Source organism: Pseudomonas syringae group sp. 247E2, assembly GCF_032587795.1.
Taxonomy (GTDB): domain Bacteria; phylum Pseudomonadota; class Gammaproteobacteria; order Pseudomonadales; family Pseudomonadaceae; genus Aquipseudomonas; species Aquipseudomonas amygdali.
In genome coordinates this window covers 902034-919430 of record NZ_JAWHPK010000008.1, presented here as the reverse complement: position 1 = coordinate 919430, position 17397 = coordinate 902034, and the positions used below count along the sequence as shown (strand labels likewise).

General features: G+C 60.3%; 14 protein-coding genes. 2 read left to right on the top strand and 12 right to left on the bottom strand.

Features of this window, described 5'->3' with window-relative positions:
* Positions 1–132: 132 nt before the first annotated feature.
* From RYC18_RS11220 to RYC18_RS11210, 3 genes are all read right to left on the bottom strand, one after another.
* Entirely contained in the window at positions 133–1080 is a 948-nt protein-coding gene (locus RYC18_RS11220; RefSeq protein ID WP_004667647.1) for a transporter, read from the bottom strand.
* An 84-nt stretch (positions 1081–1164) separates the two neighbouring features.
* On the bottom strand, positions 1165–1932 hold the full coding sequence (locus RYC18_RS11215; RefSeq protein WP_010212026.1) for a coniferyl-alcohol dehydrogenase: 768 nt from the start codon (positions 1930–1932) through the stop codon (positions 1165–1167).
* An 86-nt stretch (positions 1933–2018) separates the two neighbouring features.
* Positions 2019–3500, bottom strand: a complete 1482-nt coding sequence (locus RYC18_RS11210; RefSeq protein ID WP_316885981.1) for a benzaldehyde dehydrogenase — start codon at positions 3498–3500, stop codon at positions 2019–2021.
* Positions 3501–3779: 279 nt separating this feature from the next.
* Here RYC18_RS11210 and RYC18_RS11205 point away from each other — a divergent pair, with 279 nt between their 5' ends.
* Positions 3780–5552, top strand: a complete 1773-nt coding sequence (locus RYC18_RS11205) for a sigma-54-dependent Fis family transcriptional regulator (RefSeq protein ID WP_005743764.1) — start codon at positions 3780–3782, stop codon at positions 5550–5552.
* On the opposite strand, the gene treS is transcribed toward RYC18_RS11205, so the two are convergent.
* The 4 genes from treS to RYC18_RS11185 form a co-directional block, all read right to left on the bottom strand.
* Entirely contained in the window at positions 5549–7612 is a 2064-nt protein-coding gene (treS, locus tag RYC18_RS11200; protein WP_057402532.1) for a maltose alpha-D-glucosyltransferase, read from the bottom strand. The two genes, RYC18_RS11205 and treS, sit on opposite strands and share 4 nt — an antisense overlap.
* Before the next feature lie 158 nt (positions 7613–7770).
* Entirely contained in the window at positions 7771–8340 is a 570-nt protein-coding gene (locus tag RYC18_RS11195; protein ID WP_232288558.1) for a LysR substrate-binding domain-containing protein, read from the bottom strand.
* Positions 8341–8375: 35 nt separating this feature from the next.
* Entirely contained in the window at positions 8376–8636 is a 261-nt protein-coding gene (locus RYC18_RS11190) for a LysR family transcriptional regulator (RefSeq protein ID WP_002553444.1), read from the bottom strand.
* 229 nt (positions 8637–8865) lie between these two features.
* Positions 8866–9471 carry a DJ-1/PfpI family protein gene (locus RYC18_RS11185; RefSeq protein ID WP_005734627.1) on the bottom strand — a complete coding sequence of 202 codons (606 nt, stop codon included), beginning with the start codon at positions 9469–9471 and terminating at the stop codon, positions 8866–8868.
* Positions 9472–9613: 142 nt separating this feature from the next.
* On the opposite strand from RYC18_RS11185, the gene ftrA reads away from it, so the two are divergent.
* A complete protein-coding gene (gene ftrA, locus RYC18_RS11180; protein ID WP_002553443.1) occupies positions 9614–10567 on the top strand; it encodes a transcriptional regulator FtrA in 954 nt (317 codons plus the stop codon).
* On the opposite strand, the gene RYC18_RS11175 is transcribed toward ftrA, so the two are convergent.
* The 5 genes from RYC18_RS11175 to sbnB are packed head-to-tail and all read right to left on the bottom strand — an operon-like array spanning position 10527 to position 17392.
* Positions 10527–11720 (bottom strand): serine hydrolase domain-containing protein, encoded by a 1194-nt coding sequence (locus RYC18_RS11175; RefSeq protein ID WP_005743767.1) that lies wholly within the window; start codon positions 11718–11720, stop codon positions 10527–10529. The genes ftrA and RYC18_RS11175 overlap by 41 nt on opposite strands.
* 3 nt (positions 11721–11723) lie before the next feature.
* The gene (locus RYC18_RS11170; RefSeq protein ID WP_316885969.1) at positions 11724–12878 is read right to left on the bottom strand and encodes an iron-containing alcohol dehydrogenase; all 1155 of its coding nucleotides are present in this window, start codon (positions 12876–12878) and stop codon (positions 11724–11726) included.
* Between the two features lie 24 nt (positions 12879–12902).
* Positions 12903–13547 (bottom strand): LysE family transporter, encoded by a 645-nt coding sequence (locus RYC18_RS11165; RefSeq protein ID WP_011168571.1) that lies wholly within the window; start codon positions 13545–13547, stop codon positions 12903–12905.
* A 27-nt stretch (positions 13548–13574) separates the two neighbouring features.
* On the bottom strand, positions 13575–15320 hold the full coding sequence (locus tag RYC18_RS11160; RefSeq protein WP_316885963.1) for an FAD/NAD(P)-binding protein: 1746 nt from the start codon (positions 15318–15320) through the stop codon (positions 13575–13577).
* Positions 15320–17392 (bottom strand): 2,3-diaminopropionate biosynthesis protein SbnB, encoded by a 2073-nt coding sequence (gene sbnB / locus RYC18_RS11155; RefSeq protein WP_316885961.1) that lies wholly within the window; start codon positions 17390–17392, stop codon positions 15320–15322. Before sbnB ends, RYC18_RS11160 begins: the two co-directional genes overlap by 1 nt.
* Between the last annotated feature and the right edge of the window lie 5 nt (positions 17393–17397).

Genomic DNA, 17397 nt, shown 5'->3' with positions numbered 1-17397 from the left:
GGTCGCACTCTGCGTCGTCAGTGCCATCGCAATAAAAAAGCGCTTTGTGACAGCGGCTGACGGCAAATCATGCAGTTTCGCCGCATCTGAGACGAACTGCACGCTACGCATTGGCAGATAACCATACAAACCTTACAACTTGTGCAGAAAATTCAGCACCAGCTTGTTGCCTTCGGTGCGGTTTTCCGCACCCTGCTCGAAGTAGCTGTTGACCGTCAGGACGTTCTCCTTGCTGAAGGCGTACAGGAAGCCGGGGCCGATGGCCCAGACTTTTTCCTTGCGGCCACTGACATCATGACCATCCACCTGGGTGTCCGTGAACTGCTTGAGCCAGTAGCCGTTGAGCCCCAGCGAAAGCTGTTCGGTCACTGCGTATTGCACGGTCAGGTTGGCATGCAGCGCCTGGCCCGCCTGAGTGTCGGAGACATTGCCGAACCCGGCTTGCGGGTCGTCATTCTTGCCGTTCCACAAGTACATGAAACGCCCGCTGGCCGACCATTTCGGGGAAAACCAGTAAGTCGCTGCGTAGTATGGGTTGAACGACCAGAAGTTGCTGCCGGGGTTGATCGAACGATTGCGATTGTAGGCACCCACCGGGATCGCAATATCCGCCTCGATACGCTGGGTCAACAGTGGGCTACCGTCAGCACGAGTTATCGTCGGTAACTGCAGAAACGGGCCGATGATCACATCGCCAAACCCTGCACGCGAACTCAGCACGGTGTTATCCAGACCATCGTCCACGTCGGCATGCGCCAGCGACGTGTTGATTGCGGTAATACCCGGCATCGCGCCATTGGCCAAAGGCTGGCCGACGTAAATGAGCTGCGTGGTCACGGCCAGTACATCCACATCCTGTTTGGGAAGTTGCAGTTTGTCGCCATTCACGTCATTGAAGCGATCGGCCCTGGCGTAGTTAAGGTACTCCTCCAGATACCAGCCTGGCCCTGCCGGGGCTGGCGATCCGTCGTAGAAGCTGGTGTTGCCCAGATTAAGGCCGGGCAAGTCATAGGCATAGGTGGTCGATGAAAGGCCGATGATTGATACGGTCGCAACGGTACGCAAGATAGACTTGGGCATCTTGTGATTCCTGTACTTATTGTTGTTGTTTTCAATATCCCCGACGTCACGAGCGTGCCATCGGGGTTGCACCGCTTGCAGCCATTACACGTAAGAAGCTGCCAGCCCCCCATCTACCGGCAAGTTGACACCGTTGATCCAGCGCGATGCGTCGGAACACAGAAACGCAATCACCTCGGCCACCTCATCAGCCAGCGCAGGACGCTTCATGTGCAAGCCGTCACGGGTGACCCGCTCCTGGCCGACCATGCTGACAAAATCCCCCAGAATAGGTGTGAACACCGGGCCCGGCGCGACGCAGTTGACACGCACCGACTGCTCGCGAAACCACTCTTGCGACTGCTGAAAGCTCCAGACAATCAGCGCCTCCTTGAAGTACTGGTAGCAGGTCTCCTGAGCGACCGGATTGGCTGCCAGCCACGCCTGCCCTTCGCTGTAGCTTTCAGTGGCGGCCAGCGCCTTGTGCAACTCCAGCCGTTTAACCCATTGGTCACCAAGTATCGACGATACGTTGACGATACTGCCGCCTGGGGCCATGCGCGGCAGCAAACACTGGGTCAGATGGCGCAGCCCCAGGTAATTGACTCGGGCGACCGCCTGAACCGGCGCAGTGCCAGGCACGCCGGCGATGTTGCACAGGGCGTCGATCTGTCTGGGCAAGCGCTCGACCAGCGCATTGATACTGTCAGGATCAGCCAGGTCCGCCTGGAAGAATCCGTCCACGGTCAGTTGCGGTTCATGACGATCGATGCCAATCACTCTGGCACCTTGAAAGCGCGCCACCCTCGCCAGCTCAGCGCCAATTCCGGAGGACACACCCGTAATGATCAGTGTTTTATTATTCAGGTTCATAGTCACGCGCTCTTATTGTTGTTGGATCACGTTTTGTCGTTGCATCACATCACTACTTGCAATAAAGCATGGAAGCCCAGGCACCCTCAGAATGGGTAGGTCGGAGCCTGATTCTTCACGGTCACCCACTGCCACTGGCTGTACTCCTCCCAGTCTGAAGGGCTGCCTGCGCTGCCGCCGTTGCCCGACGCTCCGCGCCCGCCGAACGAGTTGATGCACTCATCGGCCACGGTCTGGTCATTGATGTGCAGCATGCCGCACCGCAGTCGATCGCCAATCGCCGTCGCGCGGCCCACATTCGGGGAAATAACGGCAGCGGCCAGGCCATATTCAGAGCGATTGGCCAGTTCAATGGCCTCCTCATCGGTGGAAAAACTGACCACTACGGCCACCGGGCCAAAAATCTCCTCCTCGAATGCACGCATACCGGGCTTCACGCCGCTGAGCACTGTAGGGCGATAGAACAGGCCCTCGTATTCACCACCGGTTTCCAGCTGCGCACCAGCTTGCAGGCTGTCGCTGACCACCTGGTGTACGTGCTGCAACTGGCGTTTGTTGATCAGCGGCCCCAACGCAGCTTCACCGCGTGCCGCATTACCGACCGTCAACGCCCGTGCCTTGTCTGCCAGCTTGCGGGTCAGGTCGGCGACAATCGATTCGTGAACCAGAATCAGGCCGGTGGCCATGCAGATCTGCCCCTGATGGAGCCAGGCTCCAAACGCTGCATTGCTGGCAGCCAGATCAAGGTCGGCGTCATCGAGAATGACCAGGGGGTTCTTGCCTCCCAATTCCAGCGACACTTTCTTCAGATTGCGCCCGGCAGCCTCGGCAACCTTGCGTCCGGCCGCAGTTGAACCGGTAAACGTGATCATCTGTACATTGGTGTCGCGGCACAGCGCTTCGCCCGCATCCGCCGCCCCCGGCAACACATGCAACAGCCCTTTGGGCAGCCCTGCTTCCTCAAACAGCCTGGCAATCAGAAAACCGCCACTGATCGGCGTCTGCGGGTCAGGCTTGAGCACCACGGCATTGCCAGCGGCAAGCGCAGGAGCAACCGAGCGCATGGACAGCACCAACGGAAAGTTGAACGGCGAAATCACCCCCACCACACCGTGTGCGACGCGCCGTGCGTAAGACAGGCGACCGGCAGCGCTGGGCAGCATCAGACCGTGACCATGAGCCTGCGAAAGCATACCCGCGGACTGGCGCAGCAACACAATGGCCTCATTCACTTCGTGCTGGCCCTTGTGCAGACTGCCGCCGCTCTCCCGAGCCACGTACAAAGCCAGTTCATCGAACGCACAGACCGCGTGATCGGCGGCCAGCAAAAATATTTCAGCCTTTTCACGAGGCCCCAGCGCCGCCCAGGCAGGCTGGGCAAGCGCAGCTTCCCGGCAGGCAACGGCGATATCCGCCGCGTCAGCCATGGCAGTGTTCATCAACAGCTCGCCGGTCGCAGGCTCGATGACGGGCAATAACGGGGATGAGGAAGGAATCCAGTCGCCATTGAATACACATTCGGCTTCAATCGCGCGGTGCAACAGGGGGGTGCCATCAGACGCTGACATATTCAGACTCCGGCTTTTATGGTTGTAATCGCCTGCTCCACTCCAATGGACAGCACGCGCCGTAAACAGGCTTGAGCAAAGCCTGTGCCGGGATTGCAATCAGGTTGTCATATAGCCGCTCAACCGCTCTGGAACAAGACTTTTCGGCAACCTCATTAACGGAGCAAACATCAAGGACCGGAAATACTGCGCGGCCGAGCTTGTTCATTTGATAAAGTTATGTTTATTAACCGAGTCATAAATTGATCATTTAGACCAATGCCGGGCCGAGGTACAAGAATGAGAATTCCTCACTGCGAGCTTCCCGACCACAGCGTCTCCACTGAGCACTTCCTGCCTCGGGGCGACAGCAGTCAGCCAGACGCCAGTGGCTCGCCGACCGCCGAGGAATTGACCGGTTGCCTGTTCTTCTCGCCTGACGATGGGCGCATCTGGCTCAACGATCAGCGCATGTTGCTGCTGCACACCTCATCATTCGGCACCTTGCGCCGCGAGATCATCGAGCGTCTGGGGCAGGAGCAGGCGCGCGGAATGTTCACCCGCGCCGGTTATCTGTCTGGCGCGCGCGACGCCCGGCTGATTCGCGAACGCTGGCCACTGGCTAATGCAACATCGGCGTTTCGTGCCGGTACGCACTTGCACACGCTGGAAGGCATGACCAAGGTCGAGCCGTTGCACTTCAAGTTCGACGCCGAGTCCGGGTTCTACGAAGGGGAGTTTCTCTGGCACCACTCCTGCGAAGCCGACGAGCATGTTGCGGCATATGGCATCGGGCAGGATTCGGTGTGCTGGACCGAAATCGGCTACGCCACCGGTTTTGTCAGCGGCCTGTTCGGGCAGATGGTGGTCTTCCGCGAAGTGGAGTGCCGCGGCATGGGCCACGCGAACTGCCGGGTCGTTGGCAAGACCGCGGAACAATGGGGCGACGTCGAACGCGACCTGGGCTACCTGAGCGTGGTCAAACCAACTGCCCCTGAACAAACTCCTCCACTGGCAAAAGCGAATCATGACACAAGTCCGCCCACCGGCACCGAGCAGCCGCTGATTGGTGCCAGCGCCGCATTCAACGCCGCCACCCAGGCACTGCAGCGTGTGGCAATGACCCCGGCAACGGTACTGATCAGCGGAGAATCCGGCGTCGGCAAGGAAATGTTCGCTCGCCAGTTGCACCAGCTCAGCCGCAACCGCGAAGGCCCGTTCGTGGCGCTCAACTGCGCAGCCATTCCCGATAACCTGATCGAAGCCGAGCTGTTCGGTGTCGAGCGTGGGGCATACACCGGGGCGACGCACTCAAGGCCCGGGCGTTTCGAGCGCGCCAATGGCGGCACGCTGTTTCTGGATGAAATTACCTCCCTGAGCCTGGCCGGGCAAAGCAAACTGCTGCGCGCCCTGCAAGAGCGGGAGATCGAACGCGTCGGGGGCGGCCACGGTATCAAGGTCAATGTTCGGGTGGTGGCGGCGACCAACGTCGACTTGCGCAAGGCGGTGGCCGATGGCGAGTTCCGCGAGGACCTGTTCTACCGCCTGAATGTTTACCCGATCACCCTGCCCCCATTGCGCGAACGCCGCGATGACATTCCGCTGCTGATCAACGCCTTTCTCAAAAGATTCTGTCAGGAGTACGGCAGGACGCCGGCCGGCTTGACCATGCGAGCATTGAAGACTTTGCTGCGTTATGACTTCGCCGGGAATGTGCGCGAGCTGCAGAACCTGATCGAGCGTGGGTTGATTGCCAGCGACGAGGGCCAGGCGATTGATCTGGTGCATATCTTCCGCAACGAGTCGTTACCGGAGGACTCCTACTCGTTGAACCCCGAGGGCACGTTGCGGCAGACCTCTGTTTCAGAAACCCGGCAGTCCTCGACTGCCAGACTGCTGGACACTTTGGGGCAGTCAGGCCAGGCATTCTCCATCGACGACCTCGAACAGCGCCTGATCCACGAAGCGCTGGACGAGAGCGAAGGCAACCTGGCGGCCGCCTCGCGTTTACTGGGCCTGAGTCGCGCCCAGTTCGCCTATCGTCTGAAGAAACAGCAGCCAGGGGGCGCCTAGATCGGCAAGGTGCTCACCACACGCAGGGCAAGCCCTTCGTAGGCATCCAGCGTGATGGTGAACTCGCCCTGATCGGTCAGATCGCCCTCGACCCGCTCGTTGATGATATCGACCACCGGACCCGGCGCGATGCCAGGCAGGTGCAGCGTTTCGACAATAGTCTCTGAGCTGAAGTTGAGCGCGGTGATCTGCGTGCCCTTGCCGGCAGGCAACTCATGCACCATGACCAACAGCCCTGGATGCTCGACGTCGGGAATCAGAATCTGGCGGCTTGCTGCAATGTCGTAGGCGCGGCGCACAGCAAGAATTTTCTTGAGCTGCGAGGCAAACGAATCAGGTCGCTGGAGCTGACTGACCAGGCTGCCATACAGCGTCTTCGGACGCGGCATGTCACCAGCAGAAAATTCAGCTTCCGGGTCCAGATCCACCAGATCGTAGGCACCCCGATGAACCCAGCGAGTATCACCGTCCTGCATCAGGTGGTCGACCTGCTCGGCCGGCAGCGTCAAGGCGCCGACCAGGTCCCAGCCCGACAAGGCAAACACGCCCGGCTGCATGGCGTTGTACATCACCAGCAGCAGGTGGATGTGCTGGATCTGCTGAATGTCTGCATCGCTGATCGTGCTCAGATCACGAATGCCCAGCGCCGCGGTGATGATGCTGGCCGTCGTGCAGGAGACACCATTGGTGACGAACTTGAGGTTGTACGGCGCGTGTTCACCGGACAACTTCTCGTACATCTCTTCACGGATGTGCTCGCGCAGGATATTGCCCGGGAACGTCTGCCCCTGGTAATGGAAGGTGTCATGAGCGTGCAGCGTCCAGAAATGCACCAGTTCCAGAGTCAGCTCATCGTGGTTCTGCAAGGCATGGATCAGCGATGCCGGATCGATGCCGTACGCATGCACCTGACGCAGCATCAAGCGCAGGAACTCGGTGGTGCCGGTCAACAGTGCGTGCTGATAGGCCGGTCGCGTGATGAAGTCGTAGGACAGGTCAGCGCCGCCCTGCCCCATGGACGCGATGTCATCGATGGTCAGGTTGAGTTCCTGGAAGCTGAAACCGCCTGCCTTGCGGATCGCACCGGCCAGTAGCTGGTTACCGGTGATCGACAGCGGGTGGCTTTCCGACCAGGCAGTGCCTTCGGCGCGACGCTCGACACCAAGGAAGCCGTTGGCGTCCAGACGCAGTACTCGCGCGCCCATCACATCAATGGCATGCAGCGCGTCACCGATGATCATCTGCTGCGCGGCAAAACTTGGGTCCAGCCAGTTCAATGAAGGCTGACCGTCCTTGAAATAATGCAGATAGACCCAGCGGCGAGCCTTGCCATCGACGCCATGCACCACGTCGGTGGCGCTCCAGTCGGTTTCCTTGACGCCAGGCTCGAAGAAAATCACCCGTTGCAACTGACCGACGATGTAATGCTTGTCGCGTAACTGATCGACCACATCGGGCATCAGGTTGACTGCGTCGCGACCGGTCGGCACTTCAGGTAACAGCGGCCAGTCTTCCTCACGGATCTCGACCATGTGGAACAGGCCGGGGTAATCCTCGTACGCCAGCTCGGCAAGACGGAAGTCTGCGCCCTTGCCGGTGTGCGACGGGATGATGTCATCGATGATCACCGCGTTGTGCGCTGCAGCGATGCGCGACAGGCTCAACAGTTGTGCTTCGGTGCCCAGATCAGGGTCGATGCCGAAACTGATGCGGTCGAAGTTGCCATCGATACTCGGAGTCCGCTCGCGGCCTTTCAGCCCGCCGGACAGCTTCAGCGGGCCGTTGTGAATGCCCTGAATGCCGATCTCCGACAGCGCGTGCCACAGGGTTTCATCACCCAGCGCTTCCAGCACCGAGCCACCTTCGCGAGTGACGATAGAAGCCGGATAGGCGGTGAACCAGACTGACGCAATGGCGGATGCATCTCTGGGACGTGCAAGGGCGAAAGGACGCTGCCAGAGCCTGCCCTGCCCCGAATAGGTCTTGGCGCGCTGTCTTGCGGCATTAAGCATCGATTGCTCGACCAGCCAGTCCACGTACTGCTTGTCCGGTATCGTCATAGCGTCCAGTCTTCCTCTCGAATCGGCGACCTGAGACGCTCCGCAGGCGGAGCGCCCTGAATGTATTGCTTACGGATATGAGCCCACAGGGCCCGATTCGTTGCATTCATGTCGCGGTCTGACGCTCGCCGACCGTGCTATGACGAAGTTTTGCGGCATCAATAAGGTTGAGGGATGGCAACAGGAGGCTTTTTCAGTGCCTGAATCACCGCATTGGCGGCATTGGAAAGCAGCGAGGCCGGCCGCGCCACCACACTGATGTGCCGCATCACGGTCAGCGGCAGCGGAATCGACTCCAGCTCACGGAAGCGCCCGTTCAGCAACGCCCTGGGCAGAATCGAAATGCAATGGCGCTTGGCGACCAGATCCAGAAGTGTGTCCAGACAGGTCAGTTCGCCGCGTTGACTGAGCCGCACCTGCGCCGATGCCAGTTGCTGGTGCAAACGCTCGACCCCAGGATGCCGCCAGGCCACGTAACGTGACGCCTGCGAAAGCTCGGCGAAGCTTTGCGGCGTTACCTGTTTGCTGCGCGCCGCCACCAGCACGTAATGGTCCGACCAGCAATGATGCTCGAGATAATGCTCATTCAGGACAGTACCGGGCAGGATGAGGATGTCGGCTACTTCCTTTATCAACGCGTCCAGCGAGGGGTGTTGTTCGGAGCGGTGCAGCACGTTCAAGTGAATATCGGGGTAGTGATGGGCGAGAAAGTCCAGCGAGGCGCTCAGGCTGGTCTCGAGGATATGCGAGTGGTAATGAATGGTTACGCTGCCGCTGACCCCATTTTTTTTAGTTGTTCGAGTGTGGCCATGATGTTTCCGAGGGTCTGGTTGATGACCTTGCCTTCAGGGGTGAGGGTGCAGCCCGTACGGCTGCGAATGAACAGGCGTTTTTCAAAGAAGTCTTCGACTTCCTTGATGGCATAGCTGATGTTCGACTGGCTGCAGCCCAGAATGGCTGCGGCCTCCGAGAACGAACCGTGCTGGGCAACGGTTTGAACGACTTTGAAGAAATGGGTTTTCATGTGTCCTGCACTCTGGTTTTGCAAAGGTGGGTGCGGCCCTGCCGCTGAGCCGAAGGCTCGGGAATACAGGAAACCCCCGCTGAAACACCGAACTGGCCGGGATATCGGCCGTTCGAATAAATGTCTCAAGCGGGGGTAAAGCGAACGCTGGCTATCAGGTTGAAGGCGTGGCTATGCACATTTCGGGTGCACGGCGTCTTCAGGGGTATCCGCAGCGGAACTGAGTGGCTCAGTCGTTCTCGGTCCAGTCGAAATCCATTTGCAGCGCCGTGCGTTCGGCCAATTCACGACTGTGCAGGCGCTCTACCAGGTGAAGGCTCATGTCGATACCGGCGGAGATACCTGCCGATGTCACAAATGAGCCCTCGTCGACCCAGCGCAGGGTGCTGAGCACGTCTACCGAAGGGAACATTTCCTTGAGGTCGTCAATGTCTTCCCAGTGCGTGGTTACTTGCTTGCCTGCCAGCTTGCCGGTCCTGGCCAACAGAAAAGCACCGGTGCACACGGCAGCCACAACGCGCCCGGGTTCTGACTGATCGCTGATCCAGTGAATCACGTCGGGTTTTTCCAGTTCGGCAGTCACGACCCCGCCCGGGACGATCAGGCAGTCGATGGCCGGATGGTCGTTGATCGAAAAGTCCGGATCGACCTTGAGCCCGGCGCGGGCACGCACTGGTGCGGTGCTGCGCCCGATGGTGAACACATTGAACAACTGCCGGTCATCGCGGCTGTTGCGAGCATGCATGCGTGTTGCGGTGGTGAACACTTCGTAGGGGCCAGCGAAGTCGAGAACCTCGACGTCGTCATAAACGTAGATACCGATATTGAGTGGCACGAGTTGGCTCCAGGGCCTGCATGGCAGACCACTTGCATCATATTAAGGTTTAAGCAGTTTCAAGCGGTGACAGGGTGCAGATTACCCAGTAGCATCACGCCAAACTACTGGCTGAAATGCCAATATCCGGTAACATCGCGCCATGAAAAATCATCTCGTTGTCGCACTCATCTACAACCAGTTGTGCACCTTCGAATTTGGCTGCACGGTCGAAGTATTTGCGCTGAAAAGACCTGAACTGGGGGTCAACTGGTACGAATTCGCGACCTTCCCGGTCGACGATGGGCCAATCACCGCCGCCGGGGGCATTACCATCGTGCCAACGCCTGGCGAAGTACTGCTGGAGAATGCCGATACAATCATCGTGCCAGGCTGGCGCGGAGTGGAGTCCGCAGTTCCGCAGCGGCTCATCGAACAGCTCCAGGCTGCTCATGCACGCGGCGCGCGGATCTGCTCGATCTGTACAGGCGCTTTCGTTCTGGCCGCGGCCGGTTTGCTCGACGGGCACAAGGTCACCACCCACTGGCGCTACACCGACCTGCTGGCAACCATGTATCCGGGCCTGACCATTCAACCCAACGAACTGTATGTGGACCAAGGCACTATCGTGACAGCTGCGGGCTCGGCCGCAGGGCTGGACATGATGCTGCACCTGGTGCGCAACGATCACGGCTCGCGCGTTGCCAACATGGTGGCGCAGCGCATGGTCATCCCGCCTCATCGCGAAGGCGGGCAATCGCAATATGCGTCCCGGCAACTGGTGTCGGCCAGCGACGGGCCGATTTCCAACCTGATGGACTGGATCCGCAGCGATCTGCAGCGCCCTCACACCATCAAGGAAATGGCCTCAAGGGCGGCGCTCAGTACCCGCACCTTGCACCGCAGCTTTATGGAAAGTACCGGCCTTACGCCTTACGACTGGCTGCTCGGCGAGCGCATTGCCTACGCCAAGGAATTGCTGGAATCCTCGAAGCTGCGTCTCAACGAGGTGGTGGACCGCGCCGGTTTCGGCTCCGAAGAGTCTTTTCGCCGACACTTCCGCAATCTGGTGGGCATCAGCCCGAGCAGCTATCGCAAGCAGTTTGCCCGGGCGTGACCTCGGGCCTGGCGTAGACCGCATCGACAAGCGTATCGGCAAACTCACCCCACGCGCCCGCAACAGCCGTGTTGGTCAGGACGACCATGCTGAGCGCAGAAACCGGATCAACCCAGTAATGACTGCCATACAAGCCGCACCACGACCAGGTCCCGACACCCTGTTGCTGCCCCCGCACCGCAGCGGGATCGGCAAGAATCATCGGCCCCAGGCCGAACTTCCAGCCAGGCCCCCGACTGGCAATGGTTATGCTTCCAATCGCGTTATTCAGCAAGCGCTCGGTACTGACGGCGCTCAATAACGGCGCGCCCCCCAGACGCAGGCACTCAAGCAGCCGAAGATAGTCATCAGCCGTGCCCAGCATGCCTGCCCCGCCAGATTCATATGCGCCTGCGTCGCGAGCCCGAGCCGACGACAACCGCGCCTGTCCGCTGTCGAGCAACAACACATCATTGTCACCGATACGCTGCGGGCCGTTGACACTGTCCTTGTAGGCGCTGGCCAGCGTTAGTTGCTGGTCGTGCCTGAAGGAAGTCGCATCCATGCGTAAAGGCAGGGTGACCCACTTGGCAACAGCCTCTGACAACGGCATGCCGGTGGCCTGTTCAATCACTGCGCCCAGCACATCAGTGCCCAACGAGTAACCCCAGGCGCTACCCGGCTCAAACAACAGTGGCAGGCGCGCCAACCGGGTCAGGTTTTCCGGTAGATCGAACGGCACCCAATCCAGCCCGTCCGACACCCCTGCCCGCTCATAGGCATTACCGGGCGTTTGTTCGAAGCCGTAGCTCAAGCCGCAAGTGTGCGAAAGCAAATGCTGCAGTGTGATGACAGGCTCACGGCCGCTGACCAGCCGTGGGCGAAAGGCTGGCAGCCAGTCCGTTACCGAGGCTTGCAGGTTCAAGGTGCCCAGTTCGCAGAGCCGCAACACCAGCACCGAGGTCAACAGCTTGGTCAGTGACGCCAGACGAAAGCGCGTACTGCGAGCGACCGGAATCTGTTGCTCGCGATCTGCCCAGCCGAGTGCGCTAGCGTAAACCAGGCGTCCCTGCCGGGCCAGCAACAGCACCCCGCCAACGATCCGACGCTGGTCGATGAAGCGTTGCCAGACCTTATCGACACGCTGCACGGCGGGCTCATTCAAGGCAATCATCGCTCACAGGCCCTTCACTGCACGGCTGAAGATCTGCGCATACGCCTCGGCCGAATGACGAATCGGATTGGTGTGCGAGCAGCCGTCGGCAAATGCCATGCGTCCGACCCGCTCGGCGTCGCGATCGTCGATACCTATTTCGCCCAGCGTATGCGCAATGCCGATCTGCTCGCGTAGCGCCAGTAACCAGTCCATTACCCCGGTAAAACCGGGCGTGGGCAACCGCAGGTAAACCGCCAGATCATCCATTTGCTCCAGCAGCACCGAGCGATTGGCCTCCAGCACGTAGGGCAGCAGAATCGCATTCAGTAAGCCATGATGCTGGTCGTAGAGCGCCCCCAGGCTCTGAGCAATCGCGTGTACGCCGCCCAGACCGCGCTGAAACGCGGCGGCACCCAGGCTGGAGGCCACCAGCATCTGCTGCCGCGCCTCCAGGTCCTGGCCGTCAGCAACAACCCGAGGCAAATATTCCTTGATCATCTGCATGCCCTTGACCGACACCGCTTCGGCCATCGGGTGCCAGGCCGGTGAACACCAGGATTCCATGCAGTGAGTCAAGGCGTCCGCACCCGTCGCGGCAGTCAGGTGCGTTGGCAGGTTCAGGGTCAGCGTGGCATCCAGAATCGCGATGCGCGGCATCATGCGAATGTGCAGGATGGTGCGCTTGACCTGTGCCTGCTCATCGGTAATCACCGACGCACGCCCCACTTCAGAGCCGGTGCCAGCCGTCGTCGGCAGCGCAACTACCGGCGCAATACCGTCTGGATCGGCGCGCAGGTGGTTCTGACCGATGTCTTCGAAATCCCACAACGGGCGGGTCTGGCCTGACATCAGCGCCACCGCTTTGGCAGCGTCCAGCGCCGAGCCGCCGCCAAACGCGATGACGCCGTCGTAGCCACCGGTTCTGTAGGCGTGCAGGCCCTCGGCGACGTTGGTGCCGGTGGGGTTACCCTTGACTCGGTCAAACAGGCCGCAATGGCCTAATTGGCTGCGGCAATCCTCCACGGCGCTGGCGATCATATCGGTGCTGCCGAGAAAGCTGTCGGTAATCAGTAACGGCCGTTTTATGCCGGTCTTCCGGCAGGCGTCGACCAGTTCATTGACGCGTCCAGCGCCTGCACGGATTGAAGTCGGGTAGTGCCAGTCGTTGCTGTGCATGTACGTAGTCCCTTGCAGGTTATTTCAGTAAAAGAAGTTGGCGGGCAGCAAACCGATCAGCAGGCGCAGACCGAAAGCGATCATGAAAAGACCGGTGACGATATCGATGGTCTTTTTCATCCGTTGATAGCGCACCTGCACGGCAGGGATCGAAAACAACGTGGCCAGCAGCACGAACCAGGAAATTGCCAGCACCGCGATGATCGATACCCCCGCAGTGCGCACCCACATTGGCATGCCCGGCGTGGTCACGGTGGTGAACACGCTGGTGTAGAACGCCAACGCCTTGGGATTGGTCAGATTAGTCAGCAGGCCAAACCGATAGGCGCGGCTCAGGCTACCGATGCCCAGCGCACCGATGTCCCTCGGTTTGGGCTGGCTGCCAGCACTGCGCAGGCTCTTGGCGCCGAGCCATGTCAGGTAAGCGCCGCCCAGCAATTGCAACGCCGGCTGCAGCCACGGCAACTGCTGAAACACAAGCCCTAACCCGGTGGCTGCCAGCAAGGCCCAGAGAATGCTGCCCGAGGCGACCCCCAGCCCGGCACAGATGCCCTGCTGCCGTGACTGGCTGAACGAGAGCTGGGTGATTACCAGGAAGTTCGGGCCGGGACTGATGATCAGCACGATGAACGCCCCCGCCAGCGCGGTCAGTAAAGTGACTTCATACATATCAGTAATTCCTTTTTAATCAATAAGTTAAACAGCTTTATTAAACTTGAATGTGATGCAAATTGAAGTGTGCTTTCCCAGCGTCTCCAGGCATGACTCGACCGCCCTGCGCGCTTCGATCAGTGCATGGCAGGTCGGGTCAGGCGTGGGCACGTAGTGGTTGTAGAAGGTGCAGCCTTCTACGGCCGGCCCCAGAACCCAGAGCCGCTGCTGCACAGAACCATCGCGGCCAATGGCACGAGCAGACTCATCGGTTTCAATACCGTCGGCAGGCCAGGCGTGCGCAGCGCGAATCAGCCCTTGCTCGTACAAATCACTGATCAGCCCCGGGCCATTGCCCGACAGACCGCCGTGGGCGACCCGCGCGCCAATCATGCTGTCGGGGCGAAAATCGGCCCTTTGCACATCGTCCATCGGCGGCAGGATCGTCACGACGCCAGCCTCGACCAGCGCCAGCAGATCTTCCTGGCGCTCCTTTTGCGGCCCGCCGACCAGCCGGTTGCTCAACCCGGCCCATGTGCCATAAAACTCCAGGGTCGACGATTCAGTCAGGCCGTTGCGATCTGCGATCAGGCGCAACAGGTCGCGATAATCTCGCCAGACCTCCAGTGCCTGGCAGATCGGACTGCCTGCCGTGCCCAGGCGACTCAGCGCCAGGTCCCGTTTGATCCAGTTGACGAACCATTGGCCATACGCGCCTTGCGCACCCGACCAGCGTTGGGTCAACAGCCACTGCTCAGGGTCAAATTCACCCCACAGCTCGGCCAGCCGCTCAAACGCTGCCGGTCTGGCGGTTGACTCGCTCAGCAGACGCTGCACCGATGCCAACTGCGCTGGCGCATCGAGCCGGACCCTGGCCTGATAAAATACGGCGCGCATTTCATCCTTGATCAGCGGCAGCACATCGGCCCGAAAGTCGAGTTGCCCGCCCTCCTTTTGCTCGCGCAAACGAGCTATGGCGGCAGCGGTGAAGAACAGCCTCGGCAAGGGGGGCTGGCTGCAGGCATTCCATTGCGGCCGTGCATGAAACGGCAGCCCTGTGCGCGAGTACAGGAACACCTTGGGCTCGCGTCCAGACGGCAGATATCGCCAACCTGCAAAGCCTCCATCCCGCACGTAGCGACCGCCGCGCCCTTGAGTCAGGTGGGCCAGTGTGTCCATCGCGGTCAGTCCCAGTCCCTTGATGGCCACCGTATCGCCGACCTCCCGTTGAGCGCCGGTTTCAAAGGCATGCCCGCTGGTGAGGAACACGGCATCGACATCCATCTCCTGACTTCGGGTGTGCAACCTGAAGCCGGGGGCTTCCAATAGCGGCCCACAGGTCATGACCTGCTCGGCGTGATAGCGCACCTGCACATGCGCCGGGCAGCACTGCAGGAGCAAGCGATAGCTGTCCTGCAAGTAGCGCCCGAGCAGTGCACGCGGCAAAAAGTCGCCAAACGCCACCGCTCTGCCCTGCCCGTCCGTGCTGACATGGCCGCGCTCGTCAAGGCGCACATCCTGACTGACGCACCATTGCAGAAAGGTCGGGCCCGGCGGCGCACACGCCGGGAATGCGGAAGAAAACGCGGATAACTGGCCGGCCATGGTGTTGAGCATCAGGTAATCCGCCTGCTGCGCATGGTGCAGCCCGCTGCCGGGTGGTTGCGAGTCGAACACTTCGATATTCAAAGGCCGATCGGCATGGCGACTGAGGCCGATCAACTGCTCCAGAATGCTCAAACCACGCGAGCCCAGACCGATAATCGCTACGGTATGCGTCTGCACGGCCATCACCAGCGCTTCGACTCAAAGAAGAACGTCGGCACCGGCAACGCACTGCCTTCGGCCACTGCCTGGCGATACACGCGCTGGCCCACGGCAAGGTCCAGTACGCCGAGACCGAATGGCGAGAAGATCGAGGCCCGATCCGGACTCAGTTCCACCTGCCCGGTCATCAGTTGTGCCAGCGTCCCGGTGATGAACGATCGATCCTGATACTGCTGCACGGCGAGGTCAGGAGAGGTCTGAGCCTTGAGGCAGTGCTCAACGTCATCAAGAATGTTATTGGCCTGGGCGATAACGTCCGCGCCCAGATCACGCAACGAAATGTTCAGCAGCAGTTGCCCTGGCCGAAACAACGGTTCCAGCACATAAGGGCTCGGCGCGGTGGTAGCGAACACCACCACGTCAGCCTGCAAGGCGGTCAGCAAATCGCTTGGCTGGCTGTTCAACCGATGTCGACTGGCGGCATGCTGCACCAACGCCGATGCCGAGTCCTCGTGTTGATCGAAGACGGTTATTGCGTCCATCGTCCAGCCATCGCTGACGAACATGTCGAGGATGGTTCGGGCAATGAAACCGGCACCGATGAATGCCATTCGTCCGACGTGGCGCTGATGGCGGTTCATCCAGCGCGCACCGAGCACCGCCGAGGCCGCCGTGCGCATGGCGCTTATGCGTGAGGCTTCCAGACAGGCAAACGCATAGCCGGTGAGCGGGTCATTGAGGATCAGCACAGCCGAGGCGCGTTGCAGGCCCGTCTCGATATTGTCCGGAAAGCTGGATATCCACTTGATGCCACTGACTGCCTGCTCGCCGGACAGGCTGGCGGGCAAGGCAATGATCCGATTGGCCGGTGCCTCGGGAAAACGCAGAAAGTAACTGTCGGGGTTGATCGTGCGCCCGGCCTCGTGAGCCAGATAAGCTGCCTGCACATCCTCGATGCAAGCCAGCGGATCAGCCGCCAGCAGGCGCGCGACCACTTCGCCATCGACCACATGAAACGCCGCCTGCTTCAGGCGCTCGGCAGCCAGCCAGAAGGTTGAACACTGCTCCTGCGCGAGCGCACCTGCACCCGAAGGCGTTTTCACGCTTCCCGGAAATGTTGCAGCCTCTGGTGAGGAAAGATCCGCCAGGGTCATGTTCAGCACTTCACGGCCAAAACGCTGCTCGACCCACTGGTCATCGTAGAGGGTGTCCAGATAGCGCTCGCCCCAGTCTGGCGACAATGCCACGACCACCGAACCCGGCTCGATGCGCTCGCGCCAGGCATGTACCGCAGCGATTACCGTCGCGGTGGACCCGCCAACCAGCAAGCCCTTGCTGCGCGCCAGAATGCGACACATGGCGACGGTACGGGATTCCGGGACCATCTCCAGCGCGTAAATACCATCAGCCTTGAAGATCGGCGGATGCTGGCTGGTACCCAGCCCCGGTATGAAGCGACGGCTGGCCGGAGTGCCAAAGGTCACCGAACCGACGCTGTCAACAGCAATGATTCTGGTGCTCGGATGATGCCGCTGAAAATGCTGAACACAACCCATCAGCGTGCCGGTGGTCCCGGCACCGACGAACAGATAGTCGACATGACCGAAGTGCTGGCTGATCGAGCGTGCCGTAGTCCGGGCGTGAGCACGCGGGTTGGCCGCATTCTCGTATTGATTGAGCCAGACGTATCGCGGGTCGCTGGCGAGCTTTTCCCGGATCAGCGCAATGCGTGTTCCCAGAAACCCGCCGTTGGCGTCCGGGGCCTGAACCTGAATCACCTCGGCGCCATAGCTGCGCATCATGCGGACGTTATGGCTGGAGCTGTTGGGGTCGACCACGCAGGTAAAGGGTATCGCCCGCTCAGCGCAGATCATCGCCAGCGCCACGCCAAGGTTGCCCGACGAAGATTCGATCAGAATCGTGTCAGGGCCCAGCAAACCCCGAGTCTGAAGGTCATTGATCAGCCCTACGGCGGTTTTGAGCTTGATCGAGCCAGCCGGGTTGAGTGATTCCATTTTCAGGAAAAAGTCTGCGCCCAGGCCAGACACCTTAAGGAAGGTCTGATCGTGAACGATGTCGCAAAGAGAATCGTACATAAGGG

Bases quoted from the DNA above. Each gene is read 5' to 3' on its own strand.
- RYC18_RS11220 (WP_004667647.1), bottom strand. From the start codon at position 1,080: ATGCCCAAGTCTATCTTGCGTACCGTTGCGACCGTATCAATCATCGGC.
- RYC18_RS11215 (WP_010212026.1), bottom strand. From the start codon at position 1,932: ATGAACCTGAATAATAAAACACTGATCATTACGGGTGTGTCCTCCGGA.
- RYC18_RS11210 (WP_316885981.1), bottom strand. From the start codon at position 3,500: ATGTCAGCGTCTGATGGCACCCCCCTGTTGCACCGCGCGATTGAAGCC.
- RYC18_RS11205 (WP_005743764.1), top strand. From the start codon at position 3,780: ATGAGAATTCCTCACTGCGAGCTTCCCGACCACAGCGTCTCCACTGAG.
- treS (WP_057402532.1), bottom strand. From the start codon at position 7,612: ATGACGATACCGGACAAGCAGTACGTGGACTGGCTGGTCGAGCAATCG.
- RYC18_RS11190 (WP_002553444.1), bottom strand. From the start codon at position 8,636: ATGAAAACCCATTTCTTCAAAGTCGTTCAAACCGTTGCCCAGCACGGT.
- ftrA (WP_002553443.1), top strand. From the start codon at position 9,614: ATGAAAAATCATCTCGTTGTCGCACTCATCTACAACCAGTTGTGCACC.
- RYC18_RS11175 (WP_005743767.1), bottom strand. From the start codon at position 11,720: ATGATTGCCTTGAATGAGCCCGCCGTGCAGCGTGTCGATAAGGTCTGG.
- RYC18_RS11170 (WP_316885969.1), bottom strand. From the start codon at position 12,878: ATGCACAGCAACGACTGGCACTACCCGACTTCAATCCGTGCAGGCGCT.
- RYC18_RS11165 (WP_011168571.1), bottom strand. From the start codon at position 13,547: ATGTATGAAGTCACTTTACTGACCGCGCTGGCGGGGGCGTTCATCGTG.
- RYC18_RS11160 (WP_316885963.1), bottom strand. From the start codon at position 15,320: ATGGCCGTGCAGACGCATACCGTAGCGATTATCGGTCTGGGCTCGCGT.
- sbnB (WP_316885961.1), bottom strand. From the start codon at position 17,392: ATGTACGATTCTCTTTGCGACATCGTTCACGATCAGACCTTCCTTAAG.